General features: G+C 50.1%; 14 protein-coding genes. 4 read left to right on the top strand and 10 right to left on the bottom strand.

Going from position 1 to position 20279, the window contains the following annotated elements; translation table 11 throughout:
- Window positions 1-35: 35 nt before the first annotated feature.
- On the top strand, window positions 36-1253 hold the full coding sequence (gene arcA, locus ACZ5R2_RS04355; RefSeq protein ID WP_464901178.1) for an arginine deiminase: 1218 nt from the start codon (window positions 36-38) through the stop codon (window positions 1251-1253).
- Window positions 1254-1387: 134 nt separating this feature from the next.
- On the opposite strand, the gene tldD is transcribed toward arcA, so the two are convergent.
- From tldD to ACZ5R2_RS04305, 10 genes are all read right to left on the bottom strand, one after another.
- Entirely contained in the window at window positions 1388-2833 is a 1446-nt protein-coding gene (gene tldD, locus ACZ5R2_RS04350; protein ID WP_464901177.1) for a metalloprotease TldD, read from the bottom strand.
- 24 nt (window positions 2834-2857) lie between these two features.
- On the bottom strand, window positions 2858-3676 hold the full coding sequence (locus ACZ5R2_RS04345) for a carbon-nitrogen hydrolase family protein (RefSeq protein WP_464901176.1): 819 nt from the start codon (window positions 3674-3676) through the stop codon (window positions 2858-2860).
- Between the two features lie 21 nt (window positions 3677-3697).
- Window positions 3698-7567 (bottom strand): YhdP family protein, encoded by a 3870-nt coding sequence (locus ACZ5R2_RS04340; protein ID WP_464901175.1) that lies wholly within the window; start codon window positions 7565-7567, stop codon window positions 3698-3700.
- Between the two features lie 8 nt (window positions 7568-7575).
- Window positions 7576-9045, bottom strand: a complete 1470-nt coding sequence (gene rng, locus ACZ5R2_RS04335; protein WP_464901174.1) for a ribonuclease G — start codon at window positions 9043-9045, stop codon at window positions 7576-7578.
- 17 nt (window positions 9046-9062) lie between these two features.
- The gene (locus tag ACZ5R2_RS04330; protein ID WP_464901173.1) at window positions 9063-9632 is read right to left on the bottom strand and encodes a Maf family protein; all 570 of its coding nucleotides are present in this window, start codon (window positions 9630-9632) and stop codon (window positions 9063-9065) included.
- Window positions 9633-9653: 21 nt separating this feature from the next.
- Window positions 9654-10142, bottom strand: coding sequence for a rod shape-determining protein MreD (mreD, locus tag ACZ5R2_RS04325; protein WP_464901172.1), 489 nt, complete (start codon window positions 10140-10142; stop codon window positions 9654-9656).
- Window positions 10132-11004, bottom strand: coding sequence for a rod shape-determining protein MreC (gene mreC, locus ACZ5R2_RS04320; RefSeq protein WP_464901171.1), 873 nt, complete (start codon window positions 11002-11004; stop codon window positions 10132-10134). Before mreC ends, mreD begins: the two co-directional genes overlap by 11 nt.
- Before the next feature lie 71 nt (window positions 11005-11075).
- Window positions 11076-12119, bottom strand: a complete 1044-nt coding sequence (locus ACZ5R2_RS04315) for a rod shape-determining protein (protein ID WP_438459259.1) — start codon at window positions 12117-12119, stop codon at window positions 11076-11078.
- 338 nt (window positions 12120-12457) lie between these two features.
- Window positions 12458-14485 (bottom strand): RNase E specificity factor CsrD, encoded by a 2028-nt coding sequence (gene csrD / locus ACZ5R2_RS04310; RefSeq protein WP_464901170.1) that lies wholly within the window; start codon window positions 14483-14485, stop codon window positions 12458-12460.
- Window positions 14486-14722: 237 nt separating this feature from the next.
- Complete coding sequence (locus ACZ5R2_RS04305) at window positions 14723-15265, bottom strand: single-stranded DNA-binding protein (RefSeq protein ID WP_438459261.1); 543 nt, start codon at window positions 15263-15265, stop codon at window positions 14723-14725.
- A 319-nt stretch (window positions 15266-15584) separates the two neighbouring features.
- Here ACZ5R2_RS04305 and ACZ5R2_RS04300 point away from each other — a divergent pair, with 319 nt between their 5' ends.
- The 3 genes from ACZ5R2_RS04300 to uvrA all read left to right on the top strand — a co-directional run bounded on the left by ACZ5R2_RS04300 (window position 15585) and on the right by uvrA (window position 20230).
- Window positions 15585-16271 carry a LuxR C-terminal-related transcriptional regulator gene (locus tag ACZ5R2_RS04300; RefSeq protein WP_464902305.1) on the top strand — a complete coding sequence of 229 codons (687 nt, stop codon included), beginning with the start codon at window positions 15585-15587 and terminating at the stop codon, window positions 16269-16271.
- A gap of 123 nt (window positions 16272-16394) precedes the next feature.
- Window positions 16395-17267 (top strand): UTP--glucose-1-phosphate uridylyltransferase GalU, encoded by an 873-nt coding sequence (gene galU, locus ACZ5R2_RS04295; protein ID WP_464901169.1) that lies wholly within the window; start codon window positions 16395-16397, stop codon window positions 17265-17267.
- A 140-nt stretch (window positions 17268-17407) separates the two neighbouring features.
- Window positions 17408-20230: an excinuclease ABC subunit UvrA gene (gene uvrA, locus ACZ5R2_RS04290; protein ID WP_464901168.1), complete on the top strand. Its 2823-nt coding sequence runs from the start codon at window positions 17408-17410 to the stop codon at window positions 20228-20230.
- Window positions 20231-20279: the final 49 nt, after the last annotated feature.

Genomic DNA, 20279 nt, shown 5'->3' with positions numbered 1-20279 from the left:
TAAATACGTTTAGGACAAACAAGTAAGGATACACAATGAGTAAGTTGTACGTGGGTTCAGAGGTTGGACAGCTAAGAAGAGTACTGCTCAACCGCCCAGAGCGCGCCCTCACCCACCTAACGCCATCAAACTGTCATGAGTTGCTGTTTGATGACGTGCTCGCGGTTGAGGCTGCAGGCGAAGAACACGATATCTTTGCCAACACCCTGCGCGAGCAAGACGTTGAGGTTCTGTTGTTGCACGACTTGCTTGAAGAGACCCTCACGGTGCCAGAGGCGAAGCAGTGGCTACTGACTAATCAAATTTCAGACTATCGCTATGGCCCAACTTTCGCCCACGACCTGCGTGGTTACTTGGCAGAGATGGACAACCAGCACCTCGCAACAGTATTGCTAGGTGGTCTGGCTTATTCGGAGCTGCAGCTCAAATCCTCATCGATGCTGCCTAAGATGCACCGCCCGCTCGATTTTGTCATTGAGCCGCTACCCAATCACCTTTTCACTCGCGATACTTCATGCTGGGTGTACGGCGGGGTTTCCCTCAACCCAATGATGAAGCCTGCGCGTCAACGAGAAACCAATCATTTGCGTGCGATCTATCGCTGGCACCCGGTATTCGCCGGTCAAGATTTCGTCAAGTACTTCGGTGATGAGGACCTGCATTATGACAACGCCAACATTGAGGGTGGTGATGTTCTGGTGATTGGCAAGGGCGCAGTATTGATTGGTATGTCAGAGCGAACTACACCTCAAGGGGTTGAGAACCTAGCAGCGCAGCTGTTCAAGCATGGCCAAGCGACACAAGTGATTGCGGTTGAGCTGCCAAAACATCGCTCATGCATGCACCTTGATACCGTCATGACCCATATCGACGTCGATACCTTCTCTATCTACCCTGAGATCATGCGTGATGACCTACCGACTTGGCGTCTGTCACCGAAAAATGGCGCGGTAAAGGTTGAGCAAGTGCCAAGCTTTATCCACGCGATTGAGCTTGCGCTAGGACTCGATTACCTAAAAATCATCACCACCGGCGGGGATAGCTACGAGGCCGAGCGTGAACAGTGGAACGATGCCAACAATGTACTGACCGTCAAACCTGGCGTCGTGATTGGCTATGAGCGCAACGTCTATACTAATGAAAAGTATGATAAAGCAGGGATCAAGGTTCTACCTATCCCCGGCAACGAACTTGGCCGAGGACGCGGCGGCGCCCGCTGCATGAGCTGCCCGATTGAGCGTGATGGCCTTTAAGGCAGAGGCGCGAATCGAGAGGCGAGAGACGAGTAGTGTTCGCGGTGACATCTCGACTCTCGCAGCAACGCGATCTCGCTTCTCGTCTCTTCCCGAAGGGAATAAAAAAGCAGCCCTCAGGCTGCTTTTTTCGGTTATTCCGTTCCGCCAACAGTGATAGCGTCAAGCTTGAGGGTCGGTTGGCCGACGCCGACTGGGACGCTTTGGCCGGCTTTGCCGCACACGCCGACGCCGCGGTCGATGTCGAGATCGTTACCTATCATTGATACCTGCTGCATAGCTTCGATGCCTGAGCCGATCAAGGTGGCACCTTTGACTGGGCGGGTGATCTTGCCATCTTCAATCAAGTAGGCTTCTGAGGTTGAGAATACGAACTTACCTGAGGTGATGTCGACTTGACCGCCACCAAAGTTTGGTGCATACAAGCCTTTCTTCACGGTCGAGATGATCTCTTCCGGGGTGTGCTCACCAGGTAGCATGTAGGTGTTGGTCATGCGTGGCATTGGTAGGTGGGCATACGACTCACGACGCGCATTGCCGGTTGGGTTAACGCCCATTAGACGCGCATTGAGCTTGTCTTGCATATAGCCTTTGAGCACGCCCCCCTCGATAAGGGTGTTGTACTGACCATTGACGCCCTCATCATCGACATTGAGTGAGCCACGACGATGAGCCATGGTGCCATCATCAACAATCGTACACAGACTCGAGGTCACTTGATCGCCGATTTTGCCACTAAAGACGGAAGACTCTTTACGGTTAAAGTCTCCCTCTAATCCATGACCGACCGCTTCGTGCAGTAGTACACCTGGCCAGCCATTGCCCAATACAACCGGCATAGTTCCAGCTGGTGCAGCATCGGCCTCAAGGTTGATCATCGCTTGGCGGATCGCCTCATCGGCAAAGTGGTAAGCACGTTGCTGACCCTCAAGATCATCGAGGAAGAAATCATAACCCACACGGCCACCGCCACCCGCACTGCCACGCTCACGACGCTCACCACGCTGGGCAAGGACGCTGATCGACAGGCGCACCAGTGGACGAATATCACCAGCAAAGGTGCCATCAGTCGCCGCCACCAGCATACTTTCATGCACACCGTTAAGGCTAATCGACACCTCTTGGATCAGTGGCTCCTTGGTACGAATGTAGGCATCAAGCTCTTTAAGTAACTTGGTTTTCTGCTCTTTTTGCCAAGATTCAAGCGGATTGACCGCTTGATAGTAGGCCTGGTTATCGCTACGTTTGAACGCCTGAACCGAGCCGTTTTGCCCTTGCTGAGCGATACCACGAGCTGCAATAGCACTTTGCTTAAGGCTATCGAGTTGGATTTGATCAGAGTAGGCGAAACCGGTCTTCTCCCCCGTGATCGCGCGAACGCCAACACCGCGGTCGATGTTGAACGAGCCATCTTTAATAATGCTGTCTTCTAACACCAGTGACTCATGCCAACTGGACTGGAAGTAAATATCAGCATAGTCAATCTGACGTGTCGCGATACTGGCGAGCGTATCGGCAATATCTTGTTCCGTTAATCCTGCTGGAGCCAGTAGGGCCTCTTCAATGCGGTCTATGCTCATAAATTGCTCTTATTAAAAGTTATTCTACTTGATCAATCGATTTTGAAATCTTGAATGCTGAGTGACGGGCATATTGTGTCTTAGTTCTTTCACCACGGAAAGATCTATCTCCGCAATCCCATTTTGTGCTCGCTGCCCCAACTCAATGATCACTTCTCCCCAAGGGCTCACGACCATCGAGTGCCCCCAGGTTTCTCGCCCACATGGGTGTCGGCCAGTTTGATTGACCGCCACCACGTAGGCTTGGTTTTCTATCGCTCTCGCGGTCAAAAGAGAGCGCCAGTGGGCCGCTCCTGTCACCGCAGTAAATGCTGCTGGAACCAAGAGGATATTCGCACCAAGGCGAACCAGCTCCGAATAGAGCTGTGGAAAACGCAGATCATAACAGATGGACAGCCCAAGGTGACCAAATGGGGTATCAATGCACTCCACTGCATTGCCTGCCGTGAAGGTCTCAGACTCACGGTAGCAACGGTGTGCATCATCCACATCGACATCAAACATATGCAGCTTATCGTAGTGTGTCACCAGTAGCCCTTGATCATTAAAAACCAAGGTTGAGGTGGACACGCCACCAGCTCTGCGTATTGGCATACTGCCAATGATCAGCCATACCCCTGCCTCTTTGGCGAGCAAGCCAAGTTCCAGTTGCAGCGCGCCAACCCCTAAGTGCTCAGCCACAGCGTGGTAGTCACTCTTACGCCCAAACACCAGCGCATTCTCAGGCGTCATTATCCATTTGACGCCACGCTTAGCTAGGTGAAAGACTTGCTCTTTGATATACGCAAGGTTTTCTATCGGGTCAGGTCCCGAGGTCATCTGTATGATGCCGACACGCTCCATGTCATCTACTTCCTTATTGGTTTACTTGCCTCTTAGCTCCTCTGGCAAGGTGTACTCGCCTTGGCTTCGAGATATCTCCCGTACCGACGGTGCATCAAACGGGCCTTTGACTTCATAATTAACCTGGGTGAATACCTCAACGATTGGTGATACCACCGTGGTTATCGCCAAAACATACAGCGCAGTCTGCGGTGCAACGGCGAAAGCGGTTAGTACCGGGATCCCTGAGGTGATGTCCGGTGTAAAGGTCACCTCAGCATCCACGGTTTGATCGTTGAGATTCGCCAGTCCCTTGATGACCATCTCACCGGCAATCGCATCCATACGGATATCGTTGGTGACGAACACGCCGTTGCGAAACTCACCTTGGCCGGTAATCGAGTTAAAAGCCATGCCACGATCAAATACATCAGTGAAGTCTAATTGCATACGACGGATGATCGAATCGAGACTAAACATGCCAAGCAGGCGAGCCGCACCGGAGACATCAGAGACCATGCCCTTACCCAACTTAATGGTGGCATTACCCTGCAGGCTATCGACACGCATTGACCAAGGTGCCCCTTGCCATCGATTTTGGGCTTGCAACTCAAATGGAGCTTGCTGAATACCTGAGCTGATCCCAAAGCGTTCCAGCACATCACTGTTGTTTTCACCCTTGATGTCTACTTTCAGCTTTGTATAGCTTTGATCTTCCGTCAATGTCCATTGTGACGAAATATCCATTTGATTTCTGCCACTTTGGATCTTAATCGAGTGCCAGTTGAGGGTATCTCCCTCTCTACGCAAGTCGACATTGACCTTACCAACCTTGTAGCCCTGCAACCAAAAATCATCAATCTGCAGATCAATGTTGGGCAAGCTGGCGTGCAAATGGCGATCATGCTCAGAGATCAAAGGCTGATTGGACTCCAAACTTTCCACCAGCTTAGATTCTTGTTCGGCACTGTCTTCAAGGCCTGGCACAAAGATATTCAACTCCTCAAGAGCGATATTAAGTTGATCTCCGCCTTCAAAACTGGCGCGCCCTTTAGCCTGTTGGCTATCAAGACTAAAGCGCCAATTTTGACCACGCTTGCGCGCGTTAAAGCTCACATCATGCCAGTCCATGGTGGCAAAAGAGAGTCGTTTAACATCCAAATCAATTCGCTGAGGTAGTGGGATCTCCGGCGTGTTGAGCTCATCAAGCGCCACCTTTGACTCACCTTGACTCGGCTCTGCCGCACTCACCCAGTGATCGAGGTTAAACCGATTCGCACGTATCTGAGCAGTATGGCCCACTATCGGACTCATTTTAAAGCTGCCACTGCCAACCACTAAATGAGTGGCAGCCAGAACTGGCGTTTGCGGGCGGATATCAATCTCTGCTTGATATTTGGCCTGTGGCAGTTGCAAGCGCGCCGAAATCATCTCCTGATTACCTGAGGCTTCTAGTCGCAGCTTGCCGGCTTTACCATGAGGCTTGTTTAGTGGGTAAGGGTGAGTACTTGCTAACTGACTCAACTGCGCCTCACCGTCAATTTGATAGGTGAATCCAACATCATTGAGCTGGATATCGATGCCAACAGTCCATGGCGCATGCCCGGTGACAGGCTCAAGCCATTGCTGGCCAACATAGGGATAAAGAGGCTTGATCTGCCAATCCCCTAGCACATCAACATTGACTGCATAACCACGCCCGGCATTTTCACCACTAAAGTCGACTGAAACAGGTTGACTGAGCAGCTGCGCATCAAGCCCTGTCGAGCGCACGACATCATTATCGAATTCAATCGTGCCACTGACCGACTCGAGTACCATCGGCGGGGCATCTATCGTGACAAGATTATCGCTTAGCTCTGCGCGGCCCCATGCGCGTGCCTCTTCGCTGCCCTCAAAAGGTATATTAAGCTGAAAACTCGCCTCGACTTCACCTTGAACATCAATCGCAGTCAGTGCAGCCCCGACAGAATCAACCAAAGGTGAAGCCGTCATGTAATCACGCACCGCCGGGCCGGGACCAATTGCCTGCGCCTCAATCTCAATATGCCCATCACTGTGTAATGCGGGTATGCGCCCCACTACGCGAGAAGCCTCAATGTCCATTAATTTGGCCGAACGGGAATCAAGATACATCGACTCATTTTCGAACAGCAAATCAAGCTGCATATCCGTCAAGGCAGGCCAAGAGGTTTCGAAGCTGTATTTGGCTTCACGCAGACCCACCCATGCCTGAAACACACCATCGTTATCACGGTAAGGGAAGTCACCTAACTCACCATACCAAAGCAGTTTGGCGGTCTCGACTCGACCTCCCTGAATAGCGGTTGATAGATAATCCGTAAGTCCCAATCCCAAAGCACGCGTAGGCAGGTAGCGCCACACTTGACCAGCATCAAACAGGTCTGCCTCTGCATAGAAAGAAAGGAACGGGCTTTTTTGTTTAGGAAAGTCTAAACGAAACGCACCCAATACCTGAATATCAGGGGTTGCTGCCGTGACCTTATCGGCCCACAGTGACCAGCCGCTCTCATCGCGTTGCCATACGATATCGGTATGGGCTTGACGCATATTCAGAGGCGCTTGAAAAACATCGGCATAGGGTAGCACATCATCAAATAACGACAGCGTCGCACGCGCTTGATAGGCATTACCAAACAGGGATAGGTTCGCCTTATGCACCTCAGGTAATAGGCCCCACTGAGCAATACCTAAATTGTGCACGTCGACAGAATAAGTGAGAGAGTCAATTCCTTCACTCATCGAGATGCGTAGATCTTCCACCCGACCATAAGGGGCGAGTTGTTCAATAGTTTGTGAGGCTTGCTCAGAGTCGGGTAACAACTTTACCAGTGGTGTCACCGCTTGAATGTCCAGTTCGGAGACATTCAACCGCCAGCCGATATTAGACAGCTCAAACGCCAAGTCCAGCTCCGGCCACTGAATATCGTCGGTTCGCAACTCTAGTGAGTGACCACTCACTTGCAGGCCATTTTCGGTTGGGAAAAGCTTAAATACACCAGATTCAAGCATCAGCTCATGTTGATCCCCTTCTTGCCAAATCAACTCAGATGGGTTGAACTCAAGGTAAGCATCAACCGGTCGGCTATTGGCCAGAGATATCCAAGTTGCAAAGCTCAAGTGCCCACTCTGGATACCCGTCTCACTTTGCAGGTAACTATTGAGCCACGGGGTCACAAACAGAGATTCTGCCTCAAGATAGAACTCCCCAGAAATATCCGCTAATGAGCCATGGTCACGAAAATCGGCACTCACCTTGAGGGCGCTGATGTTGGCATCGGCAATACTTACCACGCCTTCGGCTAGGTGACGTTTGCCAATATTTCGCCAACGTAGTTTATTTATGTCTAGGGCGCGCAGCTCATCATCGATACCAAGATACGCAATCCTTGAGTCATAAAGGGAAAAATCATCGAGCTGACGCAAAAACAGTTGTTCGATCTGTTGTAGCTGCGATTTGGTGTCACGTGGCTGTACTTCTTCGCCAGCCTCGTTGACGGAGTTAAACAAATCAACCGACTGCAGGTTGAGATCGAGTCCGTGCACATTGAGCTCGGCCACGACCGGCTTGAGCCTAAACAGTGATTGGATGATATCAAACTCAATATCCAGACGCTCAGCAACCAGCTGAATCTCCGTACCAGCAGGCAGGTCAACATGAATGCTTTGTAATGAAATTGAGGGGTGGGTGTTACGCCAATAGCCACGCACATCTTGGATCTCAAGGTCGAGTCCAGTGTACTGATTGACGAAAACGTGGATTTCATCCTGAAATTGGTTCAGTTTAGGTAACGTCACGCGCAAAGCGGTGACGGCGATGGCCAACATCACCATCACCGAAACCAATAGCCACAAAATACCGTGCCATAAGCGCGTCATTGCTTTACTCACGAGAGCCCCTACATCATCACAACGTCAAACTGTTCTTGAATGTAGAGTGGCTCCGCCTGTATCTGTACCTGTTTACCGATAAAGATCTCCAGCTCAGCTAGGGCATGTGACTCTTCACCCTCAAGCGTATCTGCAACCGCAGGCGAGGCATAAACCACAAAATTGTCCGCATCATAGGCACGATTCACTCGTGTGATCTCACGCAAGATCTCATAACAGACGGTCTCGACTGTCTTGACGCTACCGCGCCCTTCACAGGTAGGGCATCCCGTGCAAAGTACGTGCTCGATACTCTCTCGCGTACGTTTGCGAGTCATCTCAACCAGCCCTAACTGAGTAAAGCCATTGATATTGGTTTTAACTCGGTCTGCGCTAAGAGCAGACTCAAGCGATGTAAGTACTCGCTTACGATGTTCTTCAGAAGCCATATCAATAAAGTCGATGATGATGATACCGCCAAGGTTACGCAGTCGTAGTTGACGTGCGATCGCTTGCGTGGCCTCAACATTGGTGTTGAAGATGGTTTCCTCAAGATTACGTCGACCGACGAAGGCCCCAGTGTTGATATCCACTGTGGTCATCGCCTCGGTTTGATCAATGATTAGGTAGCCGCCAGACTTTAACTCCACCTTGCGCTCTAGAGAGCGCTGAATCTCATTCTCGGTGTCGTACATATCAAAGATAGGTTTATCGCCCTCGTAAAGCTCAAGCTTCTCGGCAAGCTCAGGGACATACTCGCTGCAGAACTCCAACAAGTTTTCATACTCTAGGCGTGAGTCCACCAAAATTTTGGTCAGCTCAGTACCCACGAAGTCACGCAATACTCGGTGAGATAAGCCAAGCTCACCATACAGAGTCGAACGCGTGATGTACTTACTGCGGCGTTCTTGGACCTTAGTCCATAGGCGTTTAAGGAACTTGGCATCTTGAGCCAGTTCTTTGCACTCAGCGCCCTCCGCCGCTGTGCGGATAATAAACCCACCGTTTTCATCGCAGTATTGTGATACCACTTTCTTTAGGCGATGGCGCTCTTCTTCGCTATCGATACGCTGCGACACACCAACATGGCTCGCGCCTGGCATAAAGACCAAGTAACGTGATGGCAAGGTGATATCGGTAGTCAGGCGAGCCCCCTTAGTGCCGAGCGGATCTTTAACCACCTGAACCACAATGTCTTGCCCTTGGCGTACCAACTCAGAGATGTCTCGCACCTGAAATTGCTTTTTCTCATTTTCAGCCACGCATTCTGTGTGCGGCACAATATCCGACGCGTGCAAGAAGGCTGCCTTCTCTAGGCCAATATCAACAAAGGCCGCTTGCATCCCTGGCAGCACTCGGCTGACCTTACCCTTATAAATATTTCCAACGATGCCACGTTTCGCTTCTCGCTCCACATGGACTTCTTGAAGGACTCCTCCTTCAATCATCGCAACTCGAGTCTCGCTCGGTGTCACGTTAATCAATAGCTCCGCACTCATGTGCACCCCAATCCTATTTATAAAAACTTGTGCAGCAACTGGTCGGTCTCATACAAGGGCAGACCAACCACCGCGTGGTAACTTCCTTCAATGCGAGTCACGAAGCGCCCACCGAGCCCCTGGATGCCATAGCTGCCTGCTTTATCGTGAGGTTCTCTCGATAGCCAGTATTGTTCGATTTCTTGTTCGCTTAATGGCTTAAACCACACCTTGGTCGTCACTACGCAGGTGTGGATTTTTTTCCAGGACACGACGGTCACCGCTGTCATGACTTGATGCTGGTTGTCTGACAATTGCATCAACATCTGTTTTGAATGTGGCATATCACAAGGCTTCTCAAGCACCGTGTCGCCACTGACCACTATCGTATCAGAGCCTATCACTACCGCCTGATCATCACGGATCAGATCCAAGCCTGCCTGGGCTTTATCTCGTGACAGCCGCGCGACGTAGTCATACGGCTTCTCTCCCGCCAGTTGACGTTCTTCAACGTCGGGTTTAATAATCTCGAAACGATAACCGAGTTGCTCGAGCAGTTCGGCTCGTCTCGGTGAGCCAGAGGCTAATATCAACCGTTTTTCAGTCACCTGCTAACTCCGCTTGGATAGTTATTTTATGTGCCAGTGACGTCGCACGCGGCGAAGAAGCAAAAACATCCATGGCCAGAGGACAAACGTCACCAATCCGCTCCACAATGAGGACGGGTTAAACACGATATCTTGAATCAGATACTCGCCCCAAAAGACAAATATCTCCAATAGCATAGCTAATATCGCAACCAATAATGCCTGCTGCCAAAGCGCCATGTTGCGCAAAACAAGAAAATTGAGCGCAACTAAATATACGATAATAGAGAACATCATACCGCGAATGCCTAGGGTAGATCCGAGCAGTATATCCCACAACAACCCAAGGATCAGGGCGGTGCCAACATTAACTCGATGCGGCAGCGCCATCACCCAGTAACAGACCACGAGTAACAACCATGCTGGACGAAAAACATCGAAGGTACCAGGCCAGGGCAACATCTGCAGTACTAGGGCGATAAAAAACGTTGCGTATATAATCAGACGCCCACCCAGCGAGCTAGTCCTCATTGCTCTCTTCCTCTACAGTATGATTGACTCTTTCACCTCGCTCATCACTTGGCCACACCAGCAGCAAGTAACGCAGGCGTTCAAAATCGACGGTTGGCTCTGCTTGGATCGAGGCAAATTCACGGCGCGTGTCTTTATTGACGGAGCTGACGACGGCAACTGGATAGCCCTCTGGGTAGACACCACCCAATCCAGAGCTGACCAGCATATCCCCCTCTTGGATATCCGTACTGGTTGGAATATGGTCAAGTTCGATGGAATCAATCGAACCAGAGCCGGAGGCGATCACGCGGATATCGTTGCGCAGCACCTGGACCGGTATCGCGCTGTGATTGTCGCCAAGCAATAAGACTCGGCTGTTGTGCGAACCAACAAAGGTCACCTGCCCCACAACACCACTCTCATTAATCACCGGTTGCCCTTCAAACACACCATCCACAGAGCCTTTATCAATCACGACTTGGCGACTGTACGGCGTAGTATCCACCGCCATGACCTCGGTCACGACCTTGCGTTCATCGCGGATGAATGGTGAATCAAGCAGTTTGCGCAGGCGTTGGTTTTCTTCTTTGTAGTGTTGCAACAAGAGCAACTCACTTTGCAGGATCTGCGCCTCTTGACGCATCGCCATATTATCACGACGCAGTTGACCCCGAGTATGAAAGCGATCATAGAAGTCATCAAACATACGGCGAGGCGTGTCTGCCACATAATGCAAAGGGGATACTAGGGTATTAAGAAAATAGCGGACACTTGAAAACGCATCTAAACGACTATCAGCCAGCATAAGGCTGGCTGATAGTACAACGGCAATAAATAGACGTAGTTGAAGCGAAGGTCCTCTGCCAAAAATCGGCTTCATATTATGAGAGTTCCTCGATCATTAAACGGGGAGTCAACACTCCCCCTTACAACAACTGAGTGCTGATGTCATTACTCTTCACTGAATAGATCGCCGCCATGCATATCCATCATGTCTAGAGCCTTACCGCCACCAAGGGCAACACAGGTCAGAGGATCCTCTGCGATCACCACTGGGATACCCGTCTCTTCAGCGATCAAGCGGTCAAGGTCACGCAGCAACGCGCCACCACCGGTGAGGACCATACCGTTTTCAGAGATATCCGACGCCAGCTCAGGTGGACATTGCTCTAGCGCCACCATGACTGCAGATACGATACCCGTCAATGGCTCTTGCAGGGCTTCAAGGATCTCATTCGAGTTGAGGCTGAAGCTGCGCGGCACACCCTCGGCCAAGTTACGACCACGAACCTCGATTTCACGCACTTCGTCACCCGGATAAGCCGAGCCGATGTCATGCTTGATCTTCTCAGCCGTTGCTTCACCGATCAAGCTGCCGTAGTTACGACGCACGTAGTTAATGATCGCCTCATCAAAACGGTCACCACCGATACGCACTGATGAAGAGTAAACTACGCCGTTGAGTGAGATCACTGCAACTTCAGTGGTGCCGCCACCGATATCAACCACCATCGAGCCTGTCGGCTCAGAGACGCGCAGGCCAGCACCAATAGCCGCAGCCATTGGCTCATCAATTAGATACACATCACGCGCACCTGCGCCTAGCGCTGATTCACGGATCGCACGACGCTCAACCTGAGTTGAACCACATGGGACACACACCAACACGCGAGGACTTGGTTTTAGGAAGCTGTTCTCATGCACTTGCTTAATGAAGTGCTGCAGCATTTTCTCCGTTACGTAAAAGTCGGCAATCACACCGTCTTTCATTGGACGAATCGCAGAAATATTGCCAGGTGTACGACCTAGCATCTGTTTCGCAGCATGACCCACCGCTGCAACGCTTTTTCCGCCACGACCTTTGTCCTGACGAATAGCAACTACTGAAGGCTCATCTAGGACGATGCCTTGGCCTTTTACATAAATCAAAGTGTTGGCAGTACCTAAATCGATAGATAGGTCGTTCGAAAACATGCCACGAAGTTTTTTGAACATATTCTTTGCTCGTCCTGCAAGAATTAGAAGATAGAAAATTGCTCTAAATGTACCAATGCCTTGCTGTTACAGCAAGGCATTGCTGAGTAAAGATGGAGTAAAAAGCACAATTTCTGACAGATTCTTTACCGAGTTAAAAATTTGTTGCCTTTACTGTTCGGTAAAACCCGCTTGAAAGCCGAAATTATTGCGATCAATACCTCAACTGCGAAATTTAGATTTAATGCCTGTGCATTGCTGTGAATTGATACACCGGTTAAAGTGTAGCCACAATTAGGCGACATTCTCGATTCATTTGAGACCTACAGCGATTACTTAAAACCCTCACCCGGTTGTGCTCAGCGACTTCGCTTCCAACGGTTGCGGCGACCTGGCTTTACCCGAGAAGAAAGCGGCTCAGCCCGAGAGACCGAATGCTCAAGCGACGTTACTGGCTCTAGCAATGGCTGCTCAGCTTGGTACATTCGCCCTTGAACCCCCGTAACTCCAAGTTCACGTAACATCTTCATCTCTGCCCTATTCTCGACACCAACCCCAACCACGCTCGCCTCATTACTCTCACAAGCCCCAATCATACTCAGGATAAACAACTGGTTCTCTTGGCGCTGATCAATGCGCTTAATTAGACTGCGATGCAATTTAAGGTAACTGATGTTGAGATCTTTAAGGTAGTAGGTACTGACAATAGTACGTCCGGCTTGAGCAACCACTACTTGGCACCCCATACCAGTAAGCCTACGGATCACCGGGCGCATATAATCAAGGTGCTCCACCAGCTGTCCCTCAACAAACTCAAACGCCAGTCGACTGCGTATTTGCGAGGTTAACTGAAGCAACTCGAAACTAAACCAGCGTAGGTAGTTGCGGTCTGAAAAAGGACTGACGTACAAGCTGATAGAGATATTACCCGACAAAGTATCCTGATTGAGCTCTTTGATAATACGTGTCATTACCGCCTTATCAAACCGAGCCTCATACCCGACTGACTCAATCGCCAAGCCAAAGCGACTGCTCTTGAGCTCGCCTTTTTCTGGGTCCTCGAGCCGGATAGAAACGTGTTGGTGGATCAGAGATGTTTGGTTGTCTATCAAGAGCTTGAAGCAGGGTTGGGTATAAAGGATCAAGCGCTCGGGCTGAAGGACTTCATCAAACAAGGAGCGCCAACGCACGCTTCCACGCTCTTGGTTATCTAAGGTCTGTTTTTCAAACTTGCTCCAGCCTGTAACACGCTGCAACTGAGCTGTTTTTACCGCTGTCTCTACCTCACTGATTACTCGATTTGGGAGCTCCCCCTCTTGATACAGTGTCGCGCCAATGTGACACCAATTGTCTCGCTCCAAAGGCGCTAGTGGCGCAATTTTCTCCACCTGCTTAAGGCAGTTGACGGCAATAGTCGCGATCTCTTTGCCCCCTTGATGCGGCAGCAACAAAGCAAAATCACTGGCGTAGTAGCGTGACAGCATGGCATCGGGATAGCGCTGCACGATATGAGCGAGGCTCTCTGCTACTTGCACGACAAAACCATCGATATCCTTACGAGGATGGGCCTCTTTAAGTGCCTCCCAGTCATCAATACGAACCAGTAACACCCCGCCAGCAGAGCCACTTTCATTCAGGGTTGAGTCGAGTTTGCTATCAAATAGGATGCGGTTAGCATTGCCAGTCAGTTTATCGAGAAAGGTTTGGCTGCGGATAAAAGTATCGAAGCGACTCCGCTCTTGACGGGCATCTTTAAGCTCTTCAATCAACTTATCAAGGGCTTCACTCGCGGTGAATGGCCACTCTTGCTCATCACCTTTAGCATACTGCTCGACTCGGCCAGCTAAGATCATCCGCCCCCGCTCCTCCAAGAGCTCGGACCCGTGTAACTGCTTGCGCAGCCAGCCTACCCCACGCACTAGGCAAAATGCGATCAGTGCAAAGGCTAAGGAGATCGAGGACAGCGCCCCAATCGAATAACCAAAGCCAAGGTAAGGGGGCATGACGGTAAAAATGATCGAATAACCGGGATTACGCTCTAACTCAAAACTCTGCTCAACCAGAAGAGCGGTATCATGACGTGAGGCGGTGTTCTTATAGCGATAGACAACCCCGACTTGAGAGAGCAAGCGCATCTCCACAATGTTGTTTGCTTGAAGCATTTTCGGGATCCAGCTCTGCATCGAATAAGCCGCATCTGGGTCTTCCATCTCCTTATCGACCACCTCGGCAATCCCTGCAAGTGATTGATGGATATAGTCTTGACCAATACGTTTGAAAGAGAGTGCACCACCGACAAATAGGATAAAGGTCGCACTGATCACTATCATAGTGACGAATGCCACCAGCCGAGTGCTGAGTTTTAGGGTTGGTGTATACCTTGCCATCCGTTGCGTTGCTTCCTTAGCCTGCCTCAGACCGCAGTATAAAAGACGGCGTCAGCACGAGTCGAGATATCGGTGTGAAATAATTAAAAATAGTAGAAGGGCTCTCAATTATGCTCAAGTGCCTAAGTGCCCTTGTGCGTTAGCTAACTTAGTGAACCTACTATCCAGCGTGCCATTAACAATAACCCCAGCACTAGGGCTGGGGTCATTAATATCACAACAAGGTGAGCAGTCGACTTAGAACGGAATATCGTCGTCAAAGTCCATTGGTGGCTCATTGTATTGTGGCTGCTGCTGAGGGGCATTTTGCGGAGCCGCCTGCTGACGAGGGGCTTGTGCCGCTGGCTGTTGAGGCTGACCCCAAGATTGCTGTTGACCACCTTGCATCTGGCCACCAGCTGGTGCGCCCATACCACCGCCTTGCTGCGCACGGCCGCCAAGCATCTGCATTACACCATTAAAGCCTTGCACAACCACTTCTGTGGTGTAGCGATCTTGACCGCTCTGATCTTGCCACTTACGCGTTTGCAGTTGACCTTCGATGTACACCTGTGAACCTTTACGCAGGTATTCACCAGCCACTTCAGCCAACTTACCGAATAGGGCGACACGGTGCCACTCAGTTTTCTCACGCTGTTCACCAGTGGCTTTATCACGCCAACTTTCTGAAGTGGCGATCGTGATGTTTGCTACTGCGCCGCCGCTCGGCATGTAGCGAATTTCCGGATCGTTACCTAGGTTACCCACCAAGATAACTTTGTTTACTCCACGGCTAGCCATGATTTGCTCCGTATTCTTGTTTATTTCAAAAGACAGCGGGTAGGATAACACGCTTAGTGACAAATCGCCTAGCCAGAGCTGGGGCGATTCCTGTCACTGCTCCTGCCCTAAGTATGATTCAGAGATTAACAAGTGCATAATCAGTTGGATGAGAAAATTTCGAGTGACATCATCCTATCCCAAACCCGTTTTCAATAGTTGAGGATGATTTTTCCAAGTCAGACGCACTTTAATTGCGTTAGCACGGCAAGTCACGCGTATCCATGGTTTGCTGATAGTATGCCAAACGCTAGGAGCTACTATGTCATCTCAATGTACTATGCCATCTCAAACACCCTCGTCGTCACAACGAGCCATCTCACCAAGAGCGGAATACACACGAACTCTCTTCTTCCTCTGCGCTGACACTCAAGAGAACCATCTTCATATCAACCGACTTGAGCAGAATCTCGACCAGCCCATTTTGCGTATTACACCGCATGAGTTACTCGATAAACACCAGAAGTACAGACACAAAATCTTGTTGATTGACTATCCCACTCGCACCCTTTTTACTCAGCAGGTGTGTAGCTTACCTATCGACATTCTCGAGTTTGATACGATACTAATTAACGTCATGCAACGCATGACTACGGATGAGCTGGTACGCTACGGTAATTTAAAAGGCTTGTTTGAGCGGGGTCAGAATACCAATGAAATAGTCGAAGGCTGCCAGCAGGTGCTCAATGGCCAAAATTGGCTACCTCGTAAAGTAACCAGCCAACTGCTGCATTATTACCGACATACCTACAAACATAAAACCTCTCCAGCCGTGGTGGATCTGACCGCTCGCGAGTTGCAAATCCTGCGCTACTTACAGGGTGGCTCATCGAATATTCAGATGGCCGAAAGCATGTTTATCAGCGAGTTCACGGTGAAGTCTCATCTTTACCAGATTTTTCGCAAACTCAATGTCAAAAATCGTGTTCAAGCTGTGGCTTGGGCAGATTTACACCTAATCTCGTAATAATTACTTCGATTTAGATTGTTTGATCGCTAGGAATAATGATTAAGTCATATAAAAGGTGATACTCTATATGGCGGGAAGTAACGAAATGTAAAACCAAATACATAGATAAGGTTAGGTAAAATGATTAAAAAGTGTCTGTTTCCAGCTGCAGGCTATGGCACACGTTTTCTGCCAGCGACGAAATCCATGCCAAAAGAGATGATGCCAGTGGTTAATAAGCCACTGATTGAATATGGTGTTGAAGAAGCGATTCAAGCTGGCATGAACGGTATGTGTATTGTTACCGGTCGTGGCAAACACTCGATCATGGACCACTTCGACAAAAACTACGAGCTAGAGCACCAGATCAGCGGGACCAACAAAGAAGAGCTGTTGGTTGATATCCGTCAGATCATCGATAGCGCTCACTTTACCTACATTCGCCAGCGCGAAATGAAAGGTCTTGGCCATGCGATCTTAACCGGTCGTGAGTTGGTGGGTGATGAGCCATTTGCCGTGGTTCTTGCTGATGACTTGTGTGTTAATGAGCAAGACGGCGTACTCGCACAGATGGTTGCACTCTTTAAGCAGTTCCGCTGCTCAATCGTAGCCGTTCAGGAAGTTCCTGAAGATGAGACACATAAGTATGGGGTGATTTCTGGCGAAATGATCAAAGACGATATCTTCCGCGTCGACGATATGGTTGAGAAGCCTGAGCCAGGTACCGCACCTAGCAACTTGGCGATTATTGGTCGCTACATCTTGACCCCAGATATTTTTGATCTTATCGAGCAGACTGAGCCGGGCAAAGGTGGCGAAATTCAGATCACTGATGCGCTACTTAAGCAAGCTCAAGCAGGCTGTGTGCTTGCGTATAAATTTAAGGGTAAGCGATTCGATTGTGGCAGTGTTGAGGGCTACATTGAGGCCACAAACTACTGCTTCGAAAATCTCTATCTGAAAGATGAAAAAACCACAGAGTTAGGTAAGCACTCAACAGAAAAAACCGCTTAAGCGTTTTTTAGCCAACTGATTTAAAAAGTAAAGCCACCGTCCCCCTGGTGGCTTTACTGTTTTTATAACCAGTATCTTCTTTGAACAATGCGCACACTATGTAATACTTAAACATCTTCAAGTTTTACAGCGCAGCGAATATGGACAATATAGAAGTGCGTGGGGCGAGAACCCACAACCTAAAAGACATACATCTCACCATCCCACGCGACAAACTGATTGTCATCACCGGCCTCTCTGGTTCCGGCAAATCGTCTCTTGCGTTTGATACGCTTTATGCAGAAGGTCAGCGCCGCTACGTGGAGTCGCTTTCGGCCTATGCGCGTCAATTTTTGTCGTTGATGGAAAAGCCTGATGTCGACCACATCGAGGGGCTTTCTCCTGCCATCTCAATCGAGCAGAAATCCACCTCACACAACCCACGCTCAACCGTCGGCACGATCACCGAAGTTTATGATTATCTGCGCCTTTTGTACGCTCGCGTTGGTGAGCCACGTTGCCCGACCCACAAAGTTGCCTTAGCGGCACAAACCATCAGCCAGATGGTGGATAAAGTGCTCGAGATGCCAGAAGGCAGTAAGATGATGCTGCTTGCTCCTATTATCAAAGAGCGCAAGGGTGAGCACGTTAAAACGCTGGAAAACCTTGCAGCTCAGGGCTTTATTCGTGCACGTATCGATGGGGATATCTGCGATCTCTCTGATCCACCGCCGCTAGAGCTACATAAAAAGCACACCATCGAAGTGGTGGTTGATCGCTTTAAGGTACGTGATGATCTACAGCAACGATTAGCAGAATCGTTCGAGACAGCGATCGAGCTCTCTGGTGGTATTGCCGTCGTCGCGCCGATGGATGGAGACGGCGAAGAGGTGGTGTTCTCAGCGAACTTTGCCTGTCCTTACTGTGGTTACAGCATGCAAGAACTTGAGCCTCGTTTGTTCTCGTTCAATAACCCGGCGGGCGCCTGTGGCACTTGTGATGGATTGGGTGTACAGCAGTACTTTGATCCTGCTCGCGTGATCGTGGATGACTCCCTGAGTCTTGCTGAGGGTGCGATTCGCGGCTGGGATCAGAAGAACTATTACTACTTCCAGATGCTCACCTCACTGGCTAATCACTACGACTTTGACCTTAATACCCCGTTTAAATCCCTATCAAAACCAATTCGCGATGTGATTTTAAAGGGCTCCGGCCGAACTCAAATCGAATTCCATTACGTCAATGATCGCGGCGATATTCGAGTCAAGCGCCACCCTTTTGAAGGGATCTTAAACACGCTTGAGCGTCGTTATCGCGATACCGAGTCGAACTCCGTGCGTGAAGATCTGGCGAAGTACATCTCGACCAAATCCTGCTCAAGCTGTGACGGTACACGTCTGAGAATAGAGGCGCGTAATGTATTTATCGGCGAAACGACTCTGCCTGAGATCGTAGAGCTGAGTATTGCCGATGCACTGGGCTTCTTCCAGTCACTGCAACTTGAGGGACAAAAAGCGCAGATTGCCGATAAGGTCATGAAGGAGATCAATGACCGCCTGCACTTTCTCGTCAACGTCGGCCTGAACTACCTCAACCTATCGCGCAGTGCCGAAACCCTCTCAGGTGGAGAGGCGCAACGTATTCGACTTGCCAGCCAAATTGGCGCTGGTCTTGTCGGGGTGATGTATGTGTTGGATGAGCCCTCAATTGGCCTCCACCAGCGCGACAACGAGCGCCTCCTCAAGACCCTGACTCACCTGCGCGACCTGGGCAACACCGTGCTTGTGGTCGAACACGACGAGGATGCCATTCGCATGGCGGATCATGTCATCGATATTGGCCCTGGTGCCGGGGTGCACGGCGGTCAAGTTGTCGCCGAGGGTAAGGTGGATGAGATCATTGCCAACTCAAACTCTCTGACTGGGCAGTATTTGAGCGGCGAAAAGGCGATTATGATCCCGACTGATCGTACACCAATTGATAAAAAGAAGGTGGTGAAACTAACTGGTGCTAAGGGCAATAACCTAAAAAATGTCACCCTTACGCTCCCTGTCGGACTGTTTAGCTGCATAACGGGGGTCTCTGGCTCAGGTAAATCGACCCTAATCAATGATACCTTTTTCAAAATCGCTCACACCGAGCTTAATGGCGCAACAACCCAGGTACCGGCGCTGTACAATAAGATTGAAGGTCTAGAGCACTTTGATAAAGTCATCGATATTGACCAAAGCCCGATAGGGCGAACTCCACGCTCTAATCCGGCCACCTACACCGGTATCTTTACGCCAATTCGAGAGCTGTTTGCCGGTACCCAAGAGGCTCGCTCACGCGGCTACAAACCTGGGCGCTTTAGCTTTAACGTCCGTGGAGGGCGATGCGAGGCATGTCAGGGGGATGGTGTGATTAAGGTTGAGATGCACTTTCTGCCTGACGTCTACGTGCCATGTGATGTGTGTCAGGGTAAGCGCTACAACCGTGAAACCCTCGAAGTGCGTTATAAGGGCAAGAGTATCGATGAGGTACTGGAAATGACGGTCGAAGATGCACGCAACTTCTTTGACCCCGTGCCAGTGATCGCGAGAAAACTGCAAACCTTGGTGGATGTCGGTCTCTCCTATATTCGCCTTGGACAGGCGGCAACCACGCTGTCAGGCGGTGAAGCTCAACGGGTTAAATTGGCTCGTGAGCTGTCAAAGAGAGATACTGGCAAGACATTATATATCCTTGATGAGCCGACCACAGGTTTGCATTTCCATGATATTCAGCAACTGCTCACTGTGCTGCATCGTTTGCGGGATCATGGCAACACCGTGGTAGTGATTGAACATAATCTCGATGTGATCAAAACCGCTGACTGGATTGTTGACCTTGGCCCTGAGGGAGGACAAGGAGGCGGTGAGATCATTGCACAAGGCACACCTGAAGACGTGAGTCTGGTCGAAGGCTCACACACGGCTCGCTTCTTGAAGCCTATGTTAAAGTGAGCAAAATAGGTAAGATAGGAAACCAGCCTTGCGCTGGTTTCTTTTTTGG

Source organism: Vibrio sabulosilitoris (assembly GCF_055391395.1).
The sequence above is the reverse complement of the archived record's forward strand: the minus strand, read 5'-3'. Positions and strand labels throughout refer to the sequence as shown.